Here is a 21,743-nt window from a genome sequence, read left to right as displayed (position 1 = left end):
AACCTAGGAGCTTTTATTCTTTGTTGCACAAATCTTTGAGAGGTTTTCCATGCAGTTGATTTATCTCCAGCATACATATTCAAATAGCTATTTTTATCTATCCACGACTCCGACTTTCTAAAGCCAGCCTGGCTCACACCGTCGTTGAAGTTGAAGGCGCCGTTGTACGTCGGATCGTTCACGGCATCCTCGATCTTCAATCCTTATCTTATAATAGGATCTTTTTTGAGTCTGTTTGTTTTCAACGGCACAATAATAATTACCCTTATCGTCAGCAAAGCAACTGGGGAGCTTCGAATCAGATACGTTACGATATCTAAATGCCCTATCTTCAAGTTCTGCTATATGTTTCACTTGATTATCTGTTATTAAATACCAATTCAAATGAACCGTTTCATCGCTGTCAAACAGTTGTTCTGTAAAATACACATTACTTTTCGTTAATAATCCATCTCCTTGTATTACAACGGAATCCATCTGCATATTTTTATCAATCAGATAAGCAATTGGATTTATTGGTTGATCAATAATTACCATAAAAGCATATTTGGAAACATTTTTATCAAGTTCATAATATCCCCAACTAAACTCTTCACACTTGGAATAATCCTCTCCCCTTTGTTTACTTATTCGTTTCTTAATATCACATGAATCGATTAGGAAATCCATTTGCGGAGATTGCTCTTTCCCATCTATGAATTTACAACATGACTCTTTTGATTGTCTGTAATTCTTTTTAAACTCTCTTTTTGTTATTTCTGACAACAACAAATTATCAGTCACAGAAAAAGACTGAGCATTAAGAAGTTCACAAAGAAACAGTAATAACAATATGCTCGCTGTTCTCATTTCGTTTTTAAATATCGTTTATACACCGTCATTGAAATTGAAGGCGCCGTTGTACGTTCTTTATTCCTGTTTATTGCCAACAACACTATATGTATGGAAATATATTTCTTCTTTATCGTCCATCGTTTCGAAATACGGTATGTATTTGTTTTCTCCCCCGAAAGGGTTATATTTCATACCTATGGATAATAGTCTTGTACCTAATTCACCATATTTTTCATACTTTAGTTTCCTGTCGGGTTCTATATCATAATCAATAAAAACCTCCTTAGAGTCATTAGTATTATAATTAATATACCATCTGCCATATAAGGTGATACGGGTAGTATCATTTCTGTCTTCCATATCGTAATACGATTCTTCATAAGACAAGTTTCTTGGGAAGTTCGTAATAACACATGTCCCGTTTTCGTTAAATGTCAGATAATACCTATCATTATCTGATATCCATGTCTTGCCACTAACATCTTCTTTTTCAACCGAGTGGTTCGGCAGCAATTGCATGTATATTATCTTTTTATCATTATCATAGTTGCATGAGATTAATGATATAGCAAATATACCTATAAGAGAGTTTATTATTCTCTGCTTTATTTTAGCACGCATGGTTTTTTCCTCATACTATTATTGCTTTTCATCTTTCGTCAGGTTGCAATGCGGCGGATGATAGATGTATCGTCGACGGAGATGACTACGTGAACTTTCATTCCTGGATACAGGTCATAATAGTCTACTTCCATGTCGGCCAACTGGACATATACCTCGAAGAAGTTCTCGTTGCTCTTCTTCACAATCTGATGTGAGACACTCACAATGCTGCTGTTGATGCTGACGTCATCGCGCCCCTCAAAAGTGGCAACAACGGGCCTCTCTCCCTGCAGGAATTCCTTATAGCGGTAAGGCACAAGCATACAAATCGCGTAATTCTCGCGACCAGGGAGGTTGTTGTTAACGATAATGCCGTCGGCCTCAATAGTGAAAGGGTACGGCATCTTAAAAGCCGCAATGCACAGAATCATGACAACCACTGCCACAATCACCACCGCCGTTCTTTTTTGCTTGCCGTATTTCATCGAGTCTCTTCTTTTTTTCTCTAACATATCATCACAGCACAAGGGGACGAGCCCCCTGTGTTGTGACTCTCGGTTTATAGTTGATAATTGTTTTATTCATTTCGAAACCTTCGTGATGCCCATCAGTCTGTAGTCGGGACTGTCGAGTAGCGTCACATCGGTATAACGCTCCCAGATGATATCGGTCTCCGTTTCCCCCCTGCCTGCTGGATGTGTAATCGTACGGGCAAGATATGGATTAAACGAGAATAAGGGCATAGATGTACCATAACCAGCATTCGAATACTCACGGACATAAGTGGTGTCTCTGTCCTTAAAAATTGATCGGGGCGAGTAATCGTATGTGACGTCGAACCTAAACCTGAACTTGATGCTGGGATGCGCAATCGTGGGCACCTTGGCCTGATTGGCGTAGAACTTCATCGAGTAGGTATGGCTGGGGGAATACGCCCTATACACATACTCGTCGAGAATCTCGACATATAGCGGCTCGCGACGGATATTGTACTTGAACTTGATCTTGGCCAGAGAATTGTCGGCCACATTGGCGAACGAGCAGAAGATGGGAATACCCGGCTGCTCACGAGAGAACTGGCCTTTGACGATATGATCGACAAAGCCGGCGAAACCGTTAAAGCTCTGTACGGCGGTGGTCCCACTGCCACCGATGAGATAGACCTTGAAATCGCAGCCGTTGAGGAAGCTACGCTGCTCGCTGGTCATATAAGAGCTGCCCTTGGTGAAGAGCGTATGGAACGACTCCTGAATCATGGTCTTCGCATAGTTGGCCTCCGCATTGGTCTCGAGCGTGAGCAGACCGAAACGGCCGTAGGTGATGGCGTTGATATAGACAGCGGAGTCTAGGAGGGCCGGTGATACACTGGCATAGGGGATGTCGGGCGTGTCCATGATCGCGGTGAAGCTGCTCTGCCAGAACTTCAGGTAGATGCCTGTCGCCTTGTTGATATGGTGCTCGGTGCCACTGCTTGACGTGGAGGAGCCCCAGAACAGGAAACTGGTGTTCGCATTGCTGCCGAAGGCCGACTTGAGCTCGTTGTACGATGTAAACTGCTCAATGGAGAAGAGAAACTCGTCATTCTGCTTGAACGATGCCTTCGGGATCTGTTGCTTGATATATGAAGCAAACCTGGAATAAGAGGGATTGCTGATGACACACGCGTCCGTTCCCGGCAGGGTCAGAGATGCCGTTACCGGCTTCTTTGGCCCTGGCACAGGCCGGTACGTGCAGTCGGCCACGGAACTCCTATACAACACATTCCCCAACCACACATGAGGCTGATACTCCGGCAAGACCACTGTCTCGTTTGTGGAGACATCTTTCTCGACCGTAAAATAATCATCTGACGATCGGGTGAGGCTCCAGCGCCCCATAACACCACTAAACAAAGCTGAATCCTTATTCACCAGATTATATGGATTCCGGCTCGTGTTAATCAACACAACGTGGTCTTCAGGGTGATGTAACGGAGTCTCGTTTGTCTCCACGAAGCAGTCGGTCTCGTTGGTACAGCTTGAGAGAGAGATGAGTAATACCAGGGCAGGGATGTATGTATAGGGTCGCATGGCTGTTTCTTATTTATTTCTTGTCTGTATCAAATTGCACGGCAAAGGCGGAATTGTCGTCAGCACGGTTGGCCGTACAGAAGATCGGCTGTCCTGGCACATCCTTCGAGAATGTTCCACCATTGACGATGAAGTTAGCAAACTCGTCGAAGCCGGCGATAGTCTTAACGACATCGGCGCCATTACCGCCTCGGATCCAGATCTTGATGTCGGCCTCCTGAAGGATCTTCTTCGCCTGGGCATCCATCGAAACCTCGCCATTGACCTTCTTCAGGTTCAGGGCAACCTTGAACGCCGACTTCACAGAACTGTACGACGAATCGCTCTCGATAGAGATGATGGCCATTCTACCGTAGGTGATGCTGTTGATATACGCAGCGTTAGGATACGTCGAGAGCTTGGCATTGTTGCTGAAGATATTACCATCGTCGGGATAGTCGATAACGGCGTCGAAGTTCTTCTGGCAGACACGTGCGAAGAGGCCGGTCTTGTACTTGATGTTGTTCGACTCAACGCTGCCGCTAATCTTCAGGATAGAGCAGATATCGACATTCGCGCCGAATGCCAACTTCATCTCACTGTACTTGGAGAACTGCTTCAGGTCGTACTCAAACTCCTCGATCTGCTGTCCGCTGAAGTCCTCGTCCTGCAGCGCATTCCGGAACTCCCTCATATAGCTCGTGTAGTTCGGCTGCTGAAGCCAACCAATATAGAAACTCGGAACGGTGAATACCAGACCTAAGGGGTCGGCCTTCTCCGTAATGGGAACCATCTTTCCTTTGTTCAACTCTTCACCTTTAAGAATCATGCCTGTGTACACATTCTTGATGCCAACGGGTACAAACTCGTAGCTTTCGTTGACCGAGCGGGTGCCGGCATTGGGATGATAGGACTCGTCCCACTCCCATTCGCTCTTGACTTGAGTCTGTGCACAACCGTTGTCTGAATTACGTACACCGAGATCTATCTCTTCCTTTGAGCAAGAAGAGATAAAGAACATGATTGCAACCCCCATAATCAGAGGCATTGAAAAGTCTTTTCTTTTCATAATTTTAGTTTTTTAATATAATATCAGAACTGTCCACCAATGACAGCTTCTTATTGAGGATCTAATTAATACAGTTTCTCCAAGAGAAGAACACATCTTTCTGGGAAATATCCCTGAAGGGTTATCCTTCCCTCACTTACATCCATAATGGTCCAGTCACCAGAATAGAATCCGCGGAAATTCATAATCTTTTTATCTATACTATATCCAAAATTTTTTAAAGAAGCATGAGCATCATCCTGATCTGCATAGGTCCCACTTGATTCTGTTGAAAACTGTAAAACGTAATGGTATACGTACTCTGAATTCTCAAAAGAATTATAGAATGTATAAGTCGCCTTCCAGGTTGTTTGCGCCAGGCTTTCTCCTGATACTACAGTATCATCATCTTTGTCACATGATGACATAAGCAATAAGAAACTCATAAACAATAAATATACAAGCTTTTTCATAATTTTCATTCTTTTAGTTTTCTATTTCACTTATTGTAAGACAAATGTCCTTTTTAAACTTATTGTAAGACTAATGTTTGTTATTGTAAGATTAATGTTCTCTGCATGCTTATTGTAAGATTAATGTTCTCTGTCACTCTATTGTAAGATTAATGTATTCACCGCCAAAGGAGTTCTTGGCCACGACTGAATCCAGACTGAGCGAACGCCCGTCAAGACTGCATTCCAGAATCTTGTTGCTGTAACAGTCACCAGAATTGGTAATCCCAAGAAGGTGGCTCTCGTTGTTATCGTATAACTGCTGACTGGTCATCTCATAGGTAAGCCTGTTGGGAGTCTGCAGGCGACCATCCATATCATAATAGTTATGTACTCTTCCCTCTATGGCAAGCATCACCTGCTGTGTTCCATCGGGATTGCCTGTCATGACTATCGCCTTCTGAATGGGCTTCACTGCCTGACCTTCAAAGCCCCAGATATTCATCTGGTAGTCGACGCTATACGTGGGCAGCACTCCCACCGAAGGGAAATTATACACCACACAGAACTTCGCCTGACCTTCTTCTCTATACGAGCCGCTCTCTCCTATCAGTACACGGACAGGCGTGTCGATCGGACGATGGAAGGCTTTGTTCCACACATTCGTATAATAAAGCGTACTGGCGCCTGCAACGGAACAGACGGAGTCGAGCCTGAACGAACTCTCGATCTCGGCCACGACCTTGTCTTTCCAATATACTTTTGAGAAGGCATTCAACGCATAAGCGTTCTCTTTCTCACAAATATCCTCTGTGATCACCGGCTTGAAACCTAAATACTTCATACCGTCTTTCTGTACAATGGCAGGCTTCAACACGCTATCGTTATCCAGCATAATACGGAAATCATCACTGCCGCTCTCTAACATGTTATGACCATCACTATCGACGAAATCCATCAACACCTCTGCGGAGTTCATATTCACCAGTGGCGATGCCTTCTCCTCTTGGTGCTCATCCCGAACACAAGAGGAGAAAGCTAATGCCACCATGACCAACAACAATATCTGGAAACTTTTCATGATTGTGCTTTACAAGGCGATTGGCCATTTCCAACAGAGGCCGCCGCTGATAATCTGTAGTTCATATTCACCTAAGAGGTATGACGGTATAAGGACACGGGTACAGCCCACAGGGACGCGGGCCGAGAATTCTGTTTCACCCTCTAAATTCAATAACCGAAGGGTACACACTCCATATGAGGAATGAAAATAAACCACGTTCCTTTCAATACTTATGATTGGCATCCTGGAAGGATCGAATTTTCCTCCACTATTATCTCCGTTAGTGGGATCAATAGAAGGAGGATTAGAGGGTGCCATCTCGTCTCTATCCATCACACCGGAAGAAGCCGTAAGCGTTGTCAATATCAGACAACATAACAAAAGGATTTTTTTCATCTCTATCTTCTCTTTAGTTTACGATTGTTGTATTCTGCCGCCAAAAGTATAACAAAAGACAAGATCCACCAAACAAAAATCAAGGTTTTTTAAGTCATAACAAGGAGAAATTGGTCAAAATCAGAATCGCAAGTAGCTGATTTTCACCGGGATTACAAATTTTTTAAAACAAAAATAAATCAAACGTGTTTTAGAGCCGAAATTAGGTTCTTTTTGAGCGTTTTTGCCTCTTCATTTCCGAAAAGCTTTTTGTTCACCCTGGCCTTTGATGTTGTCACCACCTGGGAGGAAGTAGCCAACAATGATGCTATTGTTTTTTCCGGATAGCCAAGGAGCAAAAGGATACAAACACGGAGTTCCTGTGGCGAAAGATTCTCGCCATTCCCCATGATTCCAAAGGCGGCAGGCATATCCTTGCCAAATTGGGAAATCAGCATTCTCCATTCGGCCTCCGTGGGAACGGATTTCGACAACTTATCGTTGGCTTTCTTAGCAAAAAGGACAGCAACCTTGCTGCTTGAAAAATGCTCTATGCTGTTTACAACCACAGGCATAGCCCCTTCGCTCTGCAAGCCTTCTATAGTCTGCGACAACTCCTTGACCTTCTGTTCCTTCTCACGGATCAGGTTGTCAAAGTCCTTTGCCTTGAGTTTGCTCAACTCTTCCTGTACGTTCCTGCGCTCAATCTCCGTAGCCTTCAGAGCCTCGTCTAACATCTGTATTCTCTTCTGTTTCCGTTTCTGATAGCGAACAAAAAAGAAAAGAAAAGAGCCTATAACCATCAGCGTGAAGCAGCTAAGGCGTCTAATCCTTACTCTTGCAGTCCTTGATTTTTCGGCCTCTTGCTCGGCCATTTTCTGAATTCGGTTGTAATTGTAAAGAGCACCCATCTGACGAATGACGTCTGTCCGCATTTCATTGCTTTTGGAAATCTGCGCCTCATCGTTCAATTTGGAGTAATAGACAGCAGAATCGATGTTCCTCTTACGACGATATATCTCTGCCATGCCCATATAACACTCGTCTCTATATTTACCCCTGATAGCCTTCCGGAAACAGGCAACCGCCGAATCGTTCTCATTGATGGCAAGGTAATAATGGCCCTTTATGACATAATAGTGTTCTTCCCCCTTTTTAATCTCTCCATCCGCATTAAAACAACCCCATTCCTTTTCAAAGATCTCCAGCGCCTTCCGTGCCTTATCAAATTCGTTCCGTTCCACATAGATATAGGCGGCCGTTTTAAAGTAATATGCAGCTTCTTCAGGATATCCGAGTTGTCGAAAACGCTGATAACCATCTTGAATTGTCCGCAAAACGCGGTCTTTTTCACCCAGTAACCAATAGGGCCTCACCATATTAACTTGTGCCCAAGTAGCCGTATATAAATCGCCTGCTCTTTGGGCACAACGAGTCAATTGTCGACAAGCCCATATCTCATCTTGCGGGAGATTCTGTCGATGGAATAATTGTCTCATATTGTTATATACTCTCTCCAGCACATCAAAGTCACATTCTTGACTCGTCGTGTCGGCCTGCTCGATAGCTTTGTAAAAGTACTGAATCGCCTGAGGCGATTCACCCATGTGAAGATAAACTCTGCCTTGCAAATAATGGACAAGCATTCGGTCATTGGAAGAACCGTCTTTATAATAGTCGGCAAGGATATTGACCAGTGAATCGGATTTAAAAACAACACCAGCTATGTTCTCTGTCATCATCCTGACGAGCTCATAGCGCATCCTGTCGCTCTTGGGCCATTCGGCCATCTGTGGTTTGAGGCTGTCAAGCAGAGTCAGAGCAGAGTCTGGGTGATCAATGGCTATCGTACGGATCTCCATGAGCCGCGAATACATTCTTTCACCCTTGCAGCCACAGAGCAGCAACAGCATCAGAACAATATAGAACGGCACCTTTCTCATCTTATCTTCTTCACGATTTGGTTAGTTTATAGTTGATGATAATTCGTCTGCGAAGATACAAATAAACAAGCAAAAAACAAAGAATCTTTCTTCTTTTTTTCCGAAAGAGCGGTAACTTTTCATTCAGTTTCTCCAGAGAAGCACTATTCCCATAGAAGTTAATCTTACGTTACATCCGCATAAAATTAGTAATTGTTAACAACAATCCTGTCACACTCCTCTGTTTTTTGATGTCTGTTTCGAAAGAAAGCATTACCTTTGCAGTCGGCAATCATCTAAGATTACAATCATGCATCAAGTTGTATCATACGAGCAGACTCAGGACTTTGTACGAGAGATACGCCTGCTGAGAAAAGGCTTTGTCACTAATTTCTATTGGGATGACAACAAACATCCTTATTGGCTGGTAGAGGGAAGCCTCGAATATGAATCATACGACGACTGCATCCTGATGGTTCACCGCCAAGAGCAGTTTGCCAACATATTTTATATAGCCACTAGTCTTACGGCAGTGGCAGAAGCGCTTCGGTCGCTGCCAATAGCATCACCTCAGGTAGCTGATGTCGTATGCAGAGGCGACGGCAGTCAGGAAAGGGAGACCTTTGCACAGGCAGGATTCGAAGTATACAAGCACCTCTACAGGATGACCCATATCGGTAGGATGGCTGCCGTCGACTGGATGGAGGATCCAAGAGTAAGATACGGCGGAAAAAGCGATGCCCTGCTGGTATCTGAGGCCCTACAGAAAGACTTTGACCCTTTGGCAGAGCAGTTGCCATCGCTTCAGGAGATCGAGGACTATGCCGAGCGCAGACAGCTGCTGGTGATTAAAGACCAGAAAAGACTGTGCGGATTCCTAATCTTCGAACTATCGGGGGTGACTTGGTATCTCCGCTATTGGTACACATCGCCCGACTTCCGTAATCAAGGTGTCGGAGCAGGTCTGCTAAGGACAGCTCTTCTGTCTGGTGCTGAATCCAAACGTCAGATTCTGTGGGTAATCGCCGACAACGATAATGCCATCAAGCGCTATGAACACTATGGTTTCTCGAGAGAAAACATGAACGACTTTGTGCTGATTAGGAAACCACGTGTATAATTCAGATGTATATACGGATAGCGGTCCGTATAGAGGTATTGTAGAGGCGCCTTTTTTTAGGAGTAAGATAAAAAATTACCACAAATTGTTTGGTTTTAAGGAATTATATTGTATCTTTGCCGACGAATAACTAAAAATTAAAAATTATAAACCCTATCCATATTGTTGACGATATGTTGCAGGGATGCAACAAGAGAGAGAGAAAGAAGTAACAGTGTTTTACTTTATTTATATTAAAACTTTATTATTACTATTATGCTAAATTCATCAAAATTCCTTTCCGTCATCTGTGCCGGTATGGTCGTGTTTGGCTCTGCAGCCACGACACCCGTCATGGCCGGTGAGGCGGTCCTTCAGCAAGCGAAGGCTGCCATACAGGTGAAAGGTGTTGTCCTTGATACCAGCAATGAGCCGGTACTCGGGGCTACTGTCGTTGAAGTGGGCAACCCAAAGAATGGCACCCTTACGGGAGTCGACGGTTCGTTCACACTCTCTGTTGCCAGTGGCGCAAGTCTGAAGATCTCCTACATCGGCTACAAGACCGTTACCGTAAAAGCTGTAGCAGGAGACATGACAATTACGCTGAACGAGGATTCAGAACTTCTGGATGATGTCGTGGTAGTGGGTTACGGTACACAGCGCAAGAAACTGGTGACTGGTTCCACGCTCCATGTCGATGCCGAGAATATCGCAGCCACGAATGCTGTGGATGTCTATGGCGCCCTGCAGAGTCAGGCCCCAGGTATGAACATCGTACAGAATTCCGGCCAGCCAGGCGAAGGCTATAAGATTACCATCCGCGGTATCGGTACTAACGGTGATTCTAACCCTCTGATAGTTGTAGACGGTGTTCCCAATGCCACGATCGAGAACCTCTCGCCCAACGATATCGAGAGTATCGACGTTCTGAAGGATGCCGCCTCCTGCGCTATCTATGGTACACGTGGTGCCAATGGTGTTATTCTGGTAACCACCAAGAAAGGTCAGGCTGGCAGTCGCGTACAGGTAAGCTTCGACGGCTACATGGCTTGGCAGAACCCGAATACCAATGGTATTACACCGCTGAATGCCAAACAGTATATGGAGATCAATGATAAGGCCTACCAGATTGCAGGTATTACCACCTACGACTGGGCCACACTGATCCCAAAACAATACGAACGTATCATGAACGGCACCTGGAACGGTACCAACTGGCTCGAGGAGACCACCGTGCACGATGCGCCCATGCATAATGCTGCACTGAACATCACAGGCGGTACCGAAGTGTCACGCTTCGCTCTCGGATTCAGCAATTTCCAGCAGACAGGAACCATCGGATGGCCTGCTACTCCGAAATATAGCCGTACAACCGTCCGTCTTAACTCTGACTATTCGCTGATCAGGAAGAAGGGACGCGACATTCTGAAGGTTGGTGAGAACATCACGTTCTCTACCAGCAACAAGAAGGGCGTTGCTATCGGTGGCCTTTACAGCAACAATATCCGTAACATTCTGGCCATGTCGCCACTGCTGCCTGCCTATAACGACGAGGGCGGATTCTACGAGCAGAAGGACATTGTGGCCGACGGCTGGGACTTCAGCGCAGAGATGGCGAACCCCCTTGCTGCCATGAAGTATGACAGCGGTAACAGCTATACTAAACGCTACAACCTCTTATCGAACTTCTATCTGGAGTTCGCGCCCATCAAAGGAATCACATTCCGCAGCAGTTTCGGATGGAAATACCGTCATTCCGAAAATCGCAAATATGTACCGGTCTATGAGCTCAGCTCCAAGAAATCGGAAGTCAAAGACGAGGTGACTCAAGGACAGTCGTACACAACAGACTGGGTGTTGGAGAACACTATCAATTGGGTGAAATCGTTCAAAAAACATAATCTGGATGTGCTCCTCGGACAGTCAGCAGAAAGAATCGGTTACGACGGCAATAGTGTCAGAGTTCAGAACAAGAATTCACTCTTCCCCGGCTCTTTCGAGCATGCCTATATCATGCATGCTAATATCGTTGATCCCGCTGACACAGAGATTAATGGTGAGCCAGCAGACCAAGCATCACTGGCTTCTTTCTTCGGCCGTGTGAACTATAACTATGACGAAACCTATCTTCTTTCATTAATTCTTCGTGCTGACGGATCGTCTAACTTTGGTCCCGGACACCGCTGGGGATACTTCCCCTCTGTATCGGCAGGTTGGGTGATGAGCAACGAGAAGTTCATGGAGTTCTCAAAGTCATGGCTTGATTTCTTCAAGATCCGTGGAGGCTGGGGACAGAACGGTAACTGCAATATCAAAAAGTATCAGTTCGTTACTATCATCAATCTGGATGACCCCTATTATTTCAACAACAAAAACACCCCCACCGTTGGTTCCTATCCAGCAATCATCCCTAATCCTGATGTAACATGGGAAACTTCTGAACAGCTAAACATTGGCTTTGATGCTCGTTTCCTGAACAGCCGGTTGAACGTGTCGTTCGATCTATACAAGAAGATGACAAAAGACTGGCTCATAGACGCACCAGGCCCCGGAACAAATGGTGCGGAGCCTCCCTTCATAAATGGCGGAGACGTTGAGAATAAGGGTTATGAGATTGTGGTTTCCTGGAACGACAAGATTGGTAAGGATTTCAGTTACAACATTTCTGCCAACTTCTCGCACAACAAGAACGAGGTGACCCGTCTGGCCAATTCCGAGGGTATCATCCATGGTGAGAACAATGCCATCGCACAGAATACCGCCGAACTATACCGTCTGCAGGTTGGCTACCCCGTGGGTTACTTCTGGGGCTATCAGATGGATGGTATCATCCAGAACGAACAGGATCTGCAGAACTATCTGGACAAGCACTGTGGGGGTGATAAAGCCAACTCACTACAGGGAGCATCGTTGCAGCCTGGTGATGTGAAGTTCGTCGATGTCAACAGAAACGGAAAGATCGACAAGGACGATTCCGACAAGACGATGATCGGTGACCCGAACCCCGACTATACCGTAGGACTCAGTATTAATGTTGCTTACAAGGGTTTCGACTTGGGCCTCAATGGTTACGGCTCCTTCGGACAGCAGATTGCCAAGAGCTATCGTCAGTTCTCTGACCATCCCGACGACAACTATTGCACTGACGTGTACACCAAGTACTGGACAGGCGAGGGCAGCACCAACCGCTATCCGCGCTTCTCCGACGGTAAGAACGTCAATATGTCGGAGATCTCACCCGTATGGGTTGAGGATGCTGACTTCTTCAAGATCTCACGCTTATCACTTGGCTATGACTTCAAGCGTCTGTTCAAGTCTATCCCTGTTCAGAAATTACGTCTTTATGTATCTGCCAGCAACATGATTACCTTCACCAAGTATTCTGGCATGGATCCCGAGGTCGGTTTCGGCAACGGAACCAGCTGGGCTTCTGGAATTGACAACGGCTATTATCCCGCAGCTAAATCATGGCAGGTGGGTATTAACGTCAACTTTTAATTCATGAGCAATATGAAAAAGAACATTATATTCTATATGGTATCCGCATTATGCGTGATGCTACTTGGAAGTTGTGAGAGTTTCTTGGATATCGAGAATCTCAAGGCGAAAAACTCCGCAAACTTCCCTGTCGACGAGGCTGATGCCAACCAGATGGTTGCAAGCATCTATGCGGTCATGAACCGCAACCTAGCCGATCCTGAAGAAGACCCTTTCTTCATCTTCGACATCGCCTCAGACGACCGTCTGGGTGGCGGTAGCCAGAGTAACATTGGTGCTCAAGGTGTTGACCGCCTGATGAATGCCTATATCGACTGGATGGAGCCTCTCTGGAAAGAGCGCTATAGAGGTATCCACCGTGCCAATTTCGCACTTGAGAACATTGACAGGATTACTAACTGGAGTAGTGAAAGCAAAAAGGATCAGCTGCTTTGTGAGATTTATTTCCTTCGCGCTTGGTACTTCTTCAATCTGGCGCAGGTCTTCAATGGTGTTCCCATAAAGATTACGACGGAACCTGTGGTCAATCCAAGAGCTACTCCTGATGAAGTGTATGCACAGATTGCTTCCGACCTGAAGAAAGCCATCGATTATGGTCCTGCCGTGAAGTATCCATTGTTTGGAGATGGTCATGCCTCAAGATGGACTGCCGAGGGTATGATGGCTCGTGTTTGGTTGTTCTATACCGGCTTCTATGGCAAGTCTGAACTACCACTCACCGAGGGTGGAAGCATCGGCAAGGCACAGGTTGTCACCTGGCTGGAGGACTGCATCCAGAACAGCGGCTACGCTCTTGTGTCCGACCAGCGTAACCTCTGGCCATACACCAACCCCTATACCGCCAAGGACTATCAGTACGATATCGACAATAACCTCAATTGGGAAACCGACGAGAACATTGAGAATATGTTTGCTGTGAAGATGTCAAATAAAGAGGGATGGAGTGCCGATGAACAACTGCGTCACAACCGTATCGTGGAATTCTACGGTTTGCGTAAGACCACAGCCGATGCTTTCCCCTTCTCCGTGCAGGGTTACTCAAACGGTCCTGTCTGTGAGAAGTTGTGGACCGACTGGGCTGCCGATCCCGACTATGCTGGCGACTACCGTCGTATAGGTTCTATCTGCGACCGTGCCGTCGAGATACCGAACTACAAGGGAGACAAGGCCAAGGAGGTGGAGAACACCAACCTGCTGGCAAAGAAGTATATCGGTTGTGAGGCCTATGATCATGAAACTGGTAAGCGCATGCTGAGCTACGGTTATTTCTACGGCAGTGCCGATAACCGTCAGACGGGTCTTACCCAGTCGCTCGTTTGGCTCCGCTTTGCCGACGTGCTCCTGATGCATGCAGAGCTCACCGATGGTAAGGTAATCTATAACGGAAAGAACGGTCTGAATGCCGTTCGCGAGCGTGCTAAGTTGCCCGACATCCCCTACACGTTAGCCAACCTGAAGAAGGAGCGCCGTTACGAACTCTGCTTCGAGGCTCTACGCTGGAACGACCTACGTCGCTGGGGTGATGTAGAGGAGAAGGTAAAGAACCAGGTGGGCAACCACATCCTGAACCAGGGTGTCGAAGGTGAGTATGCCTTCACCAACGACTTCATGGAGCGATACAGAGCCACCGGTGGTGGTTTCTTCAAGATTCCCGAATGTGAGGTTACTCTGACAGAAGGTGTTGTTGAGCAGAACCCCGGTTGGGATAATAACACAACTTGGGCGAAAGGCGACCTTCCGTATTTCAAGTAAGATATTAAAAAAAGCCCCGCGACTTGCGGGGCTTTTTTTATCTGCAGCTGAAGGAAAGAACCTTGCGCTCTTCGAGCCAACCTTCCAGACGGTCACCAATATGTACGGGTCCCACACCGGCTGGAGTGCCTGTATAAAGGAGATCGCCAGTCTTCAGCGTAAAGAACTGCGAGATATAGGCGATAATCTCATCAATGCGGTAGAGCATATCAGAGGTACAGCCCTCCTGCACTGTCTCACCATTAATGTCGAGGTGGAAATGGAGACGCTGGACATCGAGAAATTTCTCTTTGTCTATCCACTCACCGATGGCAGCAGAGCCATCGAAACCCTTACAGATAGTCCAAGGCTGGCCGGCTTCAGAGGCCTGACGCTGAAGGTCGCGGGCTGTAAAATCGATGCCAACGGTGATTGCATCATAATAACGGTGGGCAAAACGCTCTGGGATATTCTTTCCCAGTCGGCAGATACGCACCACCACCTCCGTCTCGTAGTCGATACGCCCAAGGTGATCGGGGATGAAAAACGGCTTCCCCTGATTCAGCAGAGCCGAGTCGGCCTTGGTGAATATCACAGGCTGATCAGGACGCTTCAACGTACCGTGGAGTTCCTGGTTATGAGCGGCATAGTTCATGCCGATGGCAAAAATCTTCATATTGGCGCAAAGTTATGAAAAAGTCGGCATTGCACAAAGGCAATACCGACTTTTTCTATGATTCAAATGAAAATTAATCTGCTACGAGCGTGAAACGCTTGAAGGCAACAATCTTCAGATCCTTGTCCTGCTTGGCGAGCCACTGAGCAACAGTAGCCTTGTCACCGTCACCGAACTGGAACTCCTGATCAACCAGACAGTTCTCTTTCAGGAACTTCTGAACACGACCCTTGGCGATATTCTCAATCATAGGCATCTTCAGCTGGGCCTCACCCTCTGCCTTTGCCTCTTCCTTGATCTTACGAGCCTCGTCGGCCTGCTCCTTAGTCAACCAACCCTTAGCCATGTTGCTCTCAATGTGATCATCTGAGTCAACGAGGTTGGGGTTAAGACCAGCCTTCTTAATCTTCATCTCAACGAACTTCTCAACCTGCTCCAGCTTGGTCTTCTCGACAGCGGTCTTATACTCCTCGTCGAGAATCTTCTGGTCAACACTCTCCTTGTCGAGAGCAACGGGCTTCATGGCAGCCACCTGCATGGCCACGAGGTGACCCTGCTCAGCAGCAGACTTGTTGGTCTGAACCATGGTGCAGAGAGTGTGCTTACCCATATGGTCGTAGACCTCGATATTCTCACCCTCGAGCACGAGGTAACCGTCGAGTTCCATCTTCTCACCAGTGATACCAGAACGCTGTGTCACAGCCTCCTGTACCTTCTGGCCGTCAGCCAAAGTGAGTTCCTTCACAGCCTCGATGTCTGCAGCCTTGGCAGCGATAGCAGCGTCGAGGATGCTCTGGGTCAGAGCAATGAAGTCAGCACCATTGGCCACGAAGTCGGTCTCGCACTTCAGAGCGATCATAGCAGCGAAGCCGTCGACGCTCTTCACGAGTACACAACCATTGGAAGTCTCACGATCGCTACGCTTAGCAGCGATAGCCAGGCCACGCTCACGGAGGAGCTCCTTAGCCTTGTCGAAGTCGCCCTCTGCCTCGGTCAGAGCCTTTTTCACATCAGCCAGACCTGCGCCAGTCATAGCGCGAAGCTTCTTGATATCGTCAATTGAAATTGCCATAATTTAATTCTTCAATTTTTAAATTATCGATTTAACAAATTACTCTGCGGCGGGAGCCTCCTCAGCAGCAGGTGCAGCCTCTGCGGGAGCAGCCTCCTTGCGTGCCTTACGGGCAGCGCGCTTCGGCTTTGCCTCTTCACCCTCTGCCTCGGTCTGCGCCTCAGCAGCCTTCTCGTCGGCCTTCTCAGCCTTACGCTCCTCGATACCCTCGGCGATAGCGGCGCAGCAAGCATTGAGGATAACCTCTACGCTGTCCTTAGCATCGTCGTTGGCAGGAATCACGAAGTCGATATTGTTAGGATCAGAGTTGGTATCAACGATACCGAACACAGGGATACCCAGACGATTAGCCTCCTTCACGGCAATCTGCTCCTTCAGCACGTCGACTACGAAGAGTGCGCTCGGCAGACGGGTCAGGTCGGCGATAGAACCGAGGTTCTTCTCCAGCTTAGCACGCTGACGTGTGATCTGCAGCAGCTCACGCTTAGAGAGGTTTGAGTAGGTACCATCCTCCATCAGACGATCGATGTTCGCCATTTTCTTCACGGCCTTACGGATTGTCGGGAAGTTGGTAAGCATACCACCCGGCCAGCGCTCGATAACATAAGGCATGTTTACGCTAGCAGCCTTCTCGGCAATCACTTCCTTTGTCTGTTTTTTAGTAGCGACGAACAGCACTTTCTTGCCACTCTTGGCAATCTGCTTCAGTGCATCAGCAGCCTCGTCGATCTTGGCCACTGTCTTGTGCAGGTCGATGATATGGATACCGTTACGCTCGGTATAGATGTAGGGAGCCATTGCAGGGTTCCACTTGCGCTTCAGGTGACCGAAATGACAGCCAGCCTGGAGCAACTGATCAAAATTTGTTCTTGACATTTTGCTTAATTCTTTAAATTGTTTACTTTCTTTTTAATTCTTGGTCCAGAATCAGCCGGAGGGTAATTGAGGGTAGAGAGTTGAGAATGGAGAATGATGATTACCAAAATCTCATTCTGCAAATCTCCCTCAAGTCGATCCGGTTTAGATACTAAACGGTGTCCAGTCGGATTAACGCTTACTGAACTGGAAGCGACGACGTGCCTTTGGCTGACCCGGCTTCTTACGCTCAACCTCACGGCTATCGCGTGTCAGGAATCCGGCATCCTTCAGCTGCTTCTTGTCATCCTCGTTGATCTTTACCAATGCACGAGCAATGGCAAGGCGCAGAGCCTGGCTCTGACCAGTGAAGCCACCACCGTCGAGGTTGACTTTGATATCATACTTCTCAGCAACCTCCAGCAGGTTCAGCGGCTGCTTCACCACATACTGCAGGATAGCTGACGGGAAATAAACTTCTAAATCCTTCTTATTGATCGTTATCTTGCCTGTTCCCTCTTTCACATATACACGGGCTACAGAGCTCTTGCGACGACCTATTGCGTTAATTACTTCCATCTTTCCTAATTATTTATACTGGTTAATATCAATAGTCTTTGGCTGCTGTGCGGCATGGGGATGCTCGGTACCCTCGTAGATATAGAGGTTGTTCAGCAGGCTACGGCCGAGAGGACCCTTCGGCAGCATGCCCTTAACGGCATGGCGAAGCATCTTGTCGACACCGCCGTTCTTCTTGCGAAGTTCTGCAGGTGTATTGAAGCGCTGGCCACCGGGATAACCCGTGTAGCGAGTGTAGACCTTATCGGTCTCTTTCTTACCAGTGAATACCACCTTATCGGCATTGATAAGGATTACATTGTCACCGCAATCAACGTGCGGAGTGAAAGTTGGCTTGTACTTTCCGCGGATCAGCTTGGCTACTTTAGAAGCGAGACGACCAACGACCTGGTCTGTGGCATCGATAACCACCCACTCCTTCTTTGCTGTTTCCTTGTTGACGGAAAGCGTCTTGTAACTTAAAGTGTTCATTTCTAATTTAAATTTTTACTACTAAAAAACAGTTTAACATATGCGCATAAAACTCACATCCGAGGTCTAACTCTCGGTTGCAAGTCTAACGTACGCTTCGGAATCAGACGATTCCTGGCGGGACGGCGCCTTGGACTGACGATTCTCGAACCACCGCGCCCGGCCAAAGACACAGCTATTCACACATCAACCCGTGGGGATTCTAAGTCTCTCCCCAATAATCGGACTGCAAAGGTACACATATTTGTTAATATGCGAAGCCCTTTCCCCTTCCGAAACCAAACTTTTATGATAATTTAACTATTTGGCGTAAGTTTTCAGGGAAAAGGTTGGCAATTCCATAAAAATATGGTAATTTTGTAGCCAAATCAAAAATATATAAGGTATAAAAGAAAACTGGGCGCTGTCGGCGCACCGCATATAAGCCTCATCGCAGGCATATCATGAAGGTATGAAAATAAATCTGATAGAGCTGTTTGAGGAAACAGCAGACAAATATCCTCATAAAATTGCCGTCATTGACAAGGATAAAGATATCACATTCTGCGGCCTACGTGACAAGGCGATGACACTGGCACAGAAGATCATCAACGGCGGTATAGGCCAGAACAAACCCGTGGCCGTTTTCCTGGACAAATCGATAGAGAGCGTGTTTGCCAATCTAGGAATCATCTATTCGGGAAATTTCTACATGAACCTGGACATCAAGACGCCGGCAGAGCGTATCAGTAATATCCTGAAGTTGGTAGAGCCATACTACATCATCTCTACCAGCAAGCAAATCAAAAGCATTGCCGGTATAATCCCTGAGTCCATCAGAGTGATACTGCTTGATGAGGAGGACTGGGAAGAAGAGGTCGACAAGAAGGCTATCCTCGGCAAACTCTCTACCATCATCGACACGGATCCTTCCTGTATCATCAACACTTCAGGCTCCACAGGAACGCCAAAAGGTGTTGTACTCAACCATAAGAGTTTCTTCGATTTCATAGAATGGGCGCTCGACACATTCAAGTTTGACGAAAACCTGGTGATGGGTTCTCTCTCACCACTGGTCTTCGATATCTACAGTTTCGAGTTGTGTATGCTGATGGCCAAAGCCAGCACTTTGGTTGTGCTACCCAGCAATCTGGCTGCGTTCCCCGCCAAGATTCTCGATCTATTAGAGCAGCACAAGGTGAACTTCTTGTTCTGGGTGCCGACAATCATGGTAAACATCGCGAACATGGACCTATTATCAACCTACAAACTAGAGCATCTTAAGACGGTATGGTTTGCAGGAGAGGTCTTCCCCACTAAGCAGTTTAACTACTGGCACCATCATCTGCCACAGGTGACCTTTGCCAACCTATATGGTCCGATAGAAATCACCCTCGACTGCACATACTACATCGTAGACAAGAATATTCCCGACGAGCAACCTCTGCCCATCGGCATCCCTTGTCGAAACACCGATATCCTTATTTTGGATGGTGACGACAAGGCCGTGAAGGAACCGTACAAGGAAGGAGAACTCTGCGTGAGAGGCACCTCACTGGCCATGGGCTATTACAACAACCCGGAGAAGACGGCTGCCGCTTTTGTGCAGAATCCTCTGAATAAATCCTACCCCGAGCTCATCTACCGCACCGGTGATATTGTGTGTTACGACGAGGATGGACTGATTATGTTCAAGGGTAGGAAAGACAATATCGTGAAACATCTGGGCTACCGTACGGATCTCGGTGAGATTGAGCACGTAATCATCAACACCCTGAAGCTTGTGAAAAACGGCTGTGTAGTCTATCATCAGGCAGCCAAGGAGATCACGCTTATCTACGAGGCAGAACAGGAGATCTCCGCCTCCGACTTCCGCAAGAAGATCGGTCAGGCCCTACCGAAATACATGATTCCTACAGTGTACCGCCATGTGGATCTGCTCCAGCGCAACACAAATGGAAAGATTGACCGTCTGTATTACAAAAAACTGATCAACGGATAGAAGCAAAAGGATGGAATATGCGATCGACCATATCGGCTACCTGACACGCAGCATCGAAGATACTGCCAAGCAATTCGAGGTGTTGGGATATTCGGCGGGAGAGATCTTCAACGATGACACCCAGCGCACCAAGCTCTGCTTTCTCTCGAGAGGCAACGAGCCGCGCATTGAATTGGTTGAGCCCTTCGAGGACAACCAGCCCATGCGAAACCTGCTAGCCAAAACCGGCGTCGCTCCTTATCACCTGTGTTATCAGGTTGACAATATTGAGGAGGAATACGAGAAGTTAATGGACCACAATTGGACTCCATTATTCAAACCTGTTGAAGCTATTGCTTTTGGAGGTCGAAAGATCTGTTATTTCAGCAATAGGAAAATTGGATTTATTGAATTAGTAAACAAATCGTAAATAAGTAAAAATGAAAGAAAAGATTATCTCAATTCTGAGTGAGCTCAGACCCGAGTTCGATTTCACCGAAAGTGTTAATTTTATCGAGGAAGGCATGTTGGACTCTTTCGACATTGTTAACCTGGTGGACGAGTTAGAGACTCAGTTTGACTTCAAGATAGACGGTACGGACGTCATCCCCGAGAATTTCTCTTCTATCGACAGCATTGCTGCCGTCATCGAAAAGTCAAAGAACGCATGACCGACTACATCAGCTACCTGGACATTCCCCGTCACTGGGGGCTGAGACGAGGAGATGCCGTTCTACTCTCATCATACATCTCCCGTATCCTCCTGAACTGCAAGGAACACGGAGAGCGATTTAATCCCAACCTCTTCTTTGACAGCATTCTAGATGTGATCGGAGAGGAAGGAACCCTGCTGATACCCACCTACAGCTGGGATTTCTGTCATCAGACAGCTTTCGACTACAAGAAGACGAAGAGTCAGGTAGGGGTGTTAGGCGACCAGGCACTCAGGAATCCCAAGTTCCGACGGACACGGCACCCACTCTACTCGTTTGCCGTAGCAGGCAAGGACCAGCAGTTGTTGTGCGACATGAATAATGTCTCTTCGTTTGGTTCAGACTCACCATTCGCCTATCTTGAACGCGTACATGCCAAGCAGGTAATGATGGATGTAGAATACGACCAGTTATGGGGCTTCACCTACGTACACTATGTAGAGGAGAAAGTGGTAGACAAGATTCCATACCGGTTCCTGAAAACTTTCGAAGCCCCCTACATTGACGAGAACGGCGAGACTACCATACGACACTATTCGATGCTGGTGCGTAACCTTGACATGGAGGTTGTCAACGAACTACCCCCTCTGGCAGAGGCTCTAGTGATGAAAGGCATCCTAAAGTCGAATCTCATCAACGGTATCAACTATGGTGTGGTGGACCTAAATGCCAGCACGGAAGTCATCATGCAGGATATTCTAGAGAACAAAAGTCGTCTCTTCACACGTTATAAAGGACAATAAC

20 protein-coding genes are annotated in these 21,743 nt (G+C 46.9%); 7 read left to right on the top strand and 13 right to left on the bottom strand.

Annotated features, from left to right (window positions below; all coding sequences use genetic code 11):
- Positions 1-117: 117 nt before the first annotated feature.
- The 8 genes from BMY63_RS06160 to BMY63_RS06125 all read right to left on the bottom strand — a co-directional run bounded on the left by BMY63_RS06160 (position 118) and on the right by BMY63_RS06125 (position 8,366).
- Entirely contained in the window at positions 118-849 is a 732-nt protein-coding gene (locus BMY63_RS06160) for a hypothetical protein (protein ID WP_143065740.1), read from the bottom strand.
- Between the two features lie 60 nt (positions 850-909).
- Positions 910-1,455 carry a hypothetical protein gene (locus BMY63_RS06155; RefSeq protein WP_091915391.1) on the bottom strand — a complete coding sequence of 182 codons (546 nt, stop codon included), beginning with the start codon at positions 1,453-1,455 and terminating at the stop codon, positions 910-912.
- 38 nt (positions 1,456-1,493) lie between these two features.
- A complete protein-coding gene (locus tag BMY63_RS06150) occupies positions 1,494-1,949 on the bottom strand; it encodes a hypothetical protein (protein ID WP_143065739.1) in 456 nt (151 codons plus the stop codon).
- Between the two features lie 69 nt (positions 1,950-2,018).
- Positions 2,019-3,506: a thiol-activated cytolysin family protein gene (locus tag BMY63_RS06145; protein WP_091915387.1), complete on the bottom strand. Its 1,488-nt coding sequence runs from the start codon at positions 3,504-3,506 to the stop codon at positions 2,019-2,021.
- Between the two features lie 13 nt (positions 3,507-3,519).
- Positions 3,520-4,554: a thiol-activated cytolysin family protein gene (locus BMY63_RS06140; RefSeq protein WP_091900142.1), complete on the bottom strand. Its 1,035-nt coding sequence runs from the start codon at positions 4,552-4,554 to the stop codon at positions 3,520-3,522.
- 65 nt (positions 4,555-4,619) lie between these two features.
- Positions 4,620-5,006: a hypothetical protein gene (locus BMY63_RS06135; RefSeq protein WP_143065738.1), complete on the bottom strand. Its 387-nt coding sequence runs from the start codon at positions 5,004-5,006 to the stop codon at positions 4,620-4,622.
- Positions 5,007-5,139: 133 nt separating this feature from the next.
- Positions 5,140-6,066 carry a hypothetical protein gene (locus BMY63_RS06130; protein ID WP_091915383.1) on the bottom strand — a complete coding sequence of 309 codons (927 nt, stop codon included), beginning with the start codon at positions 6,064-6,066 and terminating at the stop codon, positions 5,140-5,142.
- 557 nt (positions 6,067-6,623) lie between these two features.
- Positions 6,624-8,366, bottom strand: a complete 1,743-nt coding sequence (locus tag BMY63_RS06125) for a tetratricopeptide repeat protein (RefSeq protein WP_143065737.1) — start codon at positions 8,364-8,366, stop codon at positions 6,624-6,626.
- A 289-nt stretch (positions 8,367-8,655) separates the two neighbouring features.
- Here BMY63_RS06125 and BMY63_RS06120 point away from each other — a divergent pair, with 289 nt between their 5' ends.
- From BMY63_RS06120 to BMY63_RS06110, 3 genes are all read left to right on the top strand, one after another.
- Entirely contained in the window at positions 8,656-9,465 is an 810-nt protein-coding gene (locus tag BMY63_RS06120) for a GNAT family N-acetyltransferase (RefSeq protein WP_091915379.1), read from the top strand.
- A gap of 255 nt (positions 9,466-9,720) precedes the next feature.
- Positions 9,721-12,942, top strand: coding sequence for a SusC/RagA family TonB-linked outer membrane protein (locus BMY63_RS06115; protein WP_256218956.1), 3,222 nt, complete (start codon positions 9,721-9,723; stop codon positions 12,940-12,942).
- 12 nt (positions 12,943-12,954) lie between these two features.
- On the top strand, positions 12,955-14,694 hold the full coding sequence (locus BMY63_RS06110) for a RagB/SusD family nutrient uptake outer membrane protein (protein WP_177178391.1): 1,740 nt from the start codon (positions 12,955-12,957) through the stop codon (positions 14,692-14,694).
- Between the two features lie 37 nt (positions 14,695-14,731).
- On the opposite strand, the gene BMY63_RS06105 is transcribed toward BMY63_RS06110, so the two are convergent.
- From BMY63_RS06105 to rplM, 5 genes are all read right to left on the bottom strand, one after another.
- Positions 14,732-15,349, bottom strand: a complete 618-nt coding sequence (locus tag BMY63_RS06105; RefSeq protein ID WP_091915375.1) for a fumarylacetoacetate hydrolase family protein — start codon at positions 15,347-15,349, stop codon at positions 14,732-14,734.
- Positions 15,350-15,422: 73 nt separating this feature from the next.
- Positions 15,423-16,421: a translation elongation factor Ts gene (gene tsf / locus BMY63_RS06100; RefSeq protein ID WP_091900149.1), complete on the bottom strand. Its 999-nt coding sequence runs from the start codon at positions 16,419-16,421 to the stop codon at positions 15,423-15,425.
- Positions 16,422-16,460: 39 nt separating this feature from the next.
- Positions 16,461-17,297 (bottom strand): 30S ribosomal protein S2, encoded by an 837-nt coding sequence (rpsB, locus tag BMY63_RS06095; RefSeq protein WP_091900150.1) that lies wholly within the window; start codon positions 17,295-17,297, stop codon positions 16,461-16,463.
- A gap of 171 nt (positions 17,298-17,468) precedes the next feature.
- On the bottom strand, positions 17,469-17,855 hold the full coding sequence (rpsI, locus tag BMY63_RS06090) for a 30S ribosomal protein S9 (protein ID WP_091900151.1): 387 nt from the start codon (positions 17,853-17,855) through the stop codon (positions 17,469-17,471).
- 9 nt (positions 17,856-17,864) lie between these two features.
- On the bottom strand, positions 17,865-18,326 hold the full coding sequence (gene rplM, locus BMY63_RS06085) for a 50S ribosomal protein L13 (protein WP_036914189.1): 462 nt from the start codon (positions 18,324-18,326) through the stop codon (positions 17,865-17,867).
- Between the two features lie 451 nt (positions 18,327-18,777).
- On the opposite strand from rplM, the gene BMY63_RS06080 reads away from it, so the two are divergent.
- Genes BMY63_RS06080 through BMY63_RS06065 form a run of 4 tightly spaced genes read left to right on the top strand, consistent with a single transcriptional unit; the run spans position 18,778 to position 21,742 of the window.
- Positions 18,778-20,307: an amino acid adenylation domain-containing protein gene (locus BMY63_RS06080; protein ID WP_091900152.1), complete on the top strand. Its 1,530-nt coding sequence runs from the start codon at positions 18,778-18,780 to the stop codon at positions 20,305-20,307.
- Positions 20,308-20,317: 10 nt separating this feature from the next.
- Complete coding sequence (locus BMY63_RS06075) at positions 20,318-20,716, top strand: VOC family protein (RefSeq protein ID WP_091900153.1); 399 nt, start codon at positions 20,318-20,320, stop codon at positions 20,714-20,716.
- Positions 20,717-20,726: 10 nt separating this feature from the next.
- Entirely contained in the window at positions 20,727-20,957 is a 231-nt protein-coding gene (locus BMY63_RS06070) for an acyl carrier protein (RefSeq protein ID WP_091900154.1), read from the top strand.
- Entirely contained in the window at positions 20,954-21,742 is a 789-nt protein-coding gene (locus tag BMY63_RS06065) for an AAC(3) family N-acetyltransferase (protein ID WP_091915373.1), read from the top strand. The genes BMY63_RS06070 and BMY63_RS06065 overlap by 4 nt, the downstream gene beginning before the upstream one ends.
- Position 21,743 lies beyond the last annotated feature (1 nt).

It is taken from the genome of Prevotella aff. ruminicola Tc2-24 (assembly GCF_900110895.1).
In the GTDB taxonomy this organism is placed as follows: Bacteria; Bacteroidota; Bacteroidia; order Bacteroidales; family Bacteroidaceae; genus Prevotella.
The sequence above is the reverse complement of the archived record's forward strand: the minus strand, read 5'-3'. Positions and strand labels throughout refer to the sequence as shown.

What these genes read in the sequence shown, in the direction of transcription:
- BMY63_RS06160 (WP_143065740.1), bottom strand. Translation starts at nt 849, where the DNA reads ATGAGAACAGCGAGCATATTGTTATTACTGTTTCTTTGTGAACTTCTT.
- BMY63_RS06155 (WP_091915391.1), bottom strand. Translation starts at nt 1,455, where the DNA reads ATGCGTGCTAAAATAAAGCAGAGAATAATAAACTCTCTTATAGGTATA.
- BMY63_RS06150 (WP_143065739.1), bottom strand. Translation starts at nt 1,949, where the DNA reads ATGTTAGAGAAAAAAAGAAGAGACTCGATGAAATACGGCAAGCAAAAA.
- BMY63_RS06145 (WP_091915387.1), bottom strand. Translation starts at nt 3,506, where the DNA reads ATGCGACCCTATACATACATCCCTGCCCTGGTATTACTCATCTCTCTC.
- BMY63_RS06140 (WP_091900142.1), bottom strand. Translation starts at nt 4,554, where the DNA reads ATGAAAAGAAAAGACTTTTCAATGCCTCTGATTATGGGGGTTGCAATC.
- BMY63_RS06135 (WP_143065738.1), bottom strand. Translation starts at nt 5,006, where the DNA reads ATGAAAAAGCTTGTATATTTATTGTTTATGAGTTTCTTATTGCTTATG.
- BMY63_RS06130 (WP_091915383.1), bottom strand. Translation starts at nt 6,066, where the DNA reads ATGAAAAGTTTCCAGATATTGTTGTTGGTCATGGTGGCATTAGCTTTC.
- BMY63_RS06125 (WP_143065737.1), bottom strand. Translation starts at nt 8,366, where the DNA reads ATGAGAAAGGTGCCGTTCTATATTGTTCTGATGCTGTTGCTGCTCTGT.
- BMY63_RS06120 (WP_091915379.1), top strand. Translation starts at nt 8,656, where the DNA reads ATGCATCAAGTTGTATCATACGAGCAGACTCAGGACTTTGTACGAGAG.
- BMY63_RS06115 (WP_256218956.1), top strand. Translation starts at nt 9,721, where the DNA reads ATGCTAAATTCATCAAAATTCCTTTCCGTCATCTGTGCCGGTATGGTC.
- BMY63_RS06110 (WP_177178391.1), top strand. Translation starts at nt 12,955, where the DNA reads ATGAAAAAGAACATTATATTCTATATGGTATCCGCATTATGCGTGATG.
- BMY63_RS06105 (WP_091915375.1), bottom strand. Translation starts at nt 15,349, where the DNA reads ATGAAGATTTTTGCCATCGGCATGAACTATGCCGCTCATAACCAGGAA.
- tsf (WP_091900149.1), bottom strand. Translation starts at nt 16,421, where the DNA reads ATGGCAATTTCAATTGACGATATCAAGAAGCTTCGCGCTATGACTGGC.
- rpsB (WP_091900150.1), bottom strand. Translation starts at nt 17,297, where the DNA reads ATGTCAAGAACAAATTTTGATCAGTTGCTCCAGGCTGGCTGTCATTTC.
- rpsI (WP_091900151.1), bottom strand. Translation starts at nt 17,855, where the DNA reads ATGGAAGTAATTAACGCAATAGGTCGTCGCAAGAGCTCTGTAGCCCGT.
- rplM (WP_036914189.1), bottom strand. Translation starts at nt 18,326, where the DNA reads ATGAACACTTTAAGTTACAAGACGCTTTCCGTCAACAAGGAAACAGCA.
- BMY63_RS06080 (WP_091900152.1), top strand. Translation starts at nt 18,778, where the DNA reads ATGAAAATAAATCTGATAGAGCTGTTTGAGGAAACAGCAGACAAATAT.
- BMY63_RS06075 (WP_091900153.1), top strand. Translation starts at nt 20,318, where the DNA reads ATGGAATATGCGATCGACCATATCGGCTACCTGACACGCAGCATCGAA.
- BMY63_RS06070 (WP_091900154.1), top strand. Translation starts at nt 20,727, where the DNA reads ATGAAAGAAAAGATTATCTCAATTCTGAGTGAGCTCAGACCCGAGTTC.
- BMY63_RS06065 (WP_091915373.1), top strand. Translation starts at nt 20,954, where the DNA reads ATGACCGACTACATCAGCTACCTGGACATTCCCCGTCACTGGGGGCTG.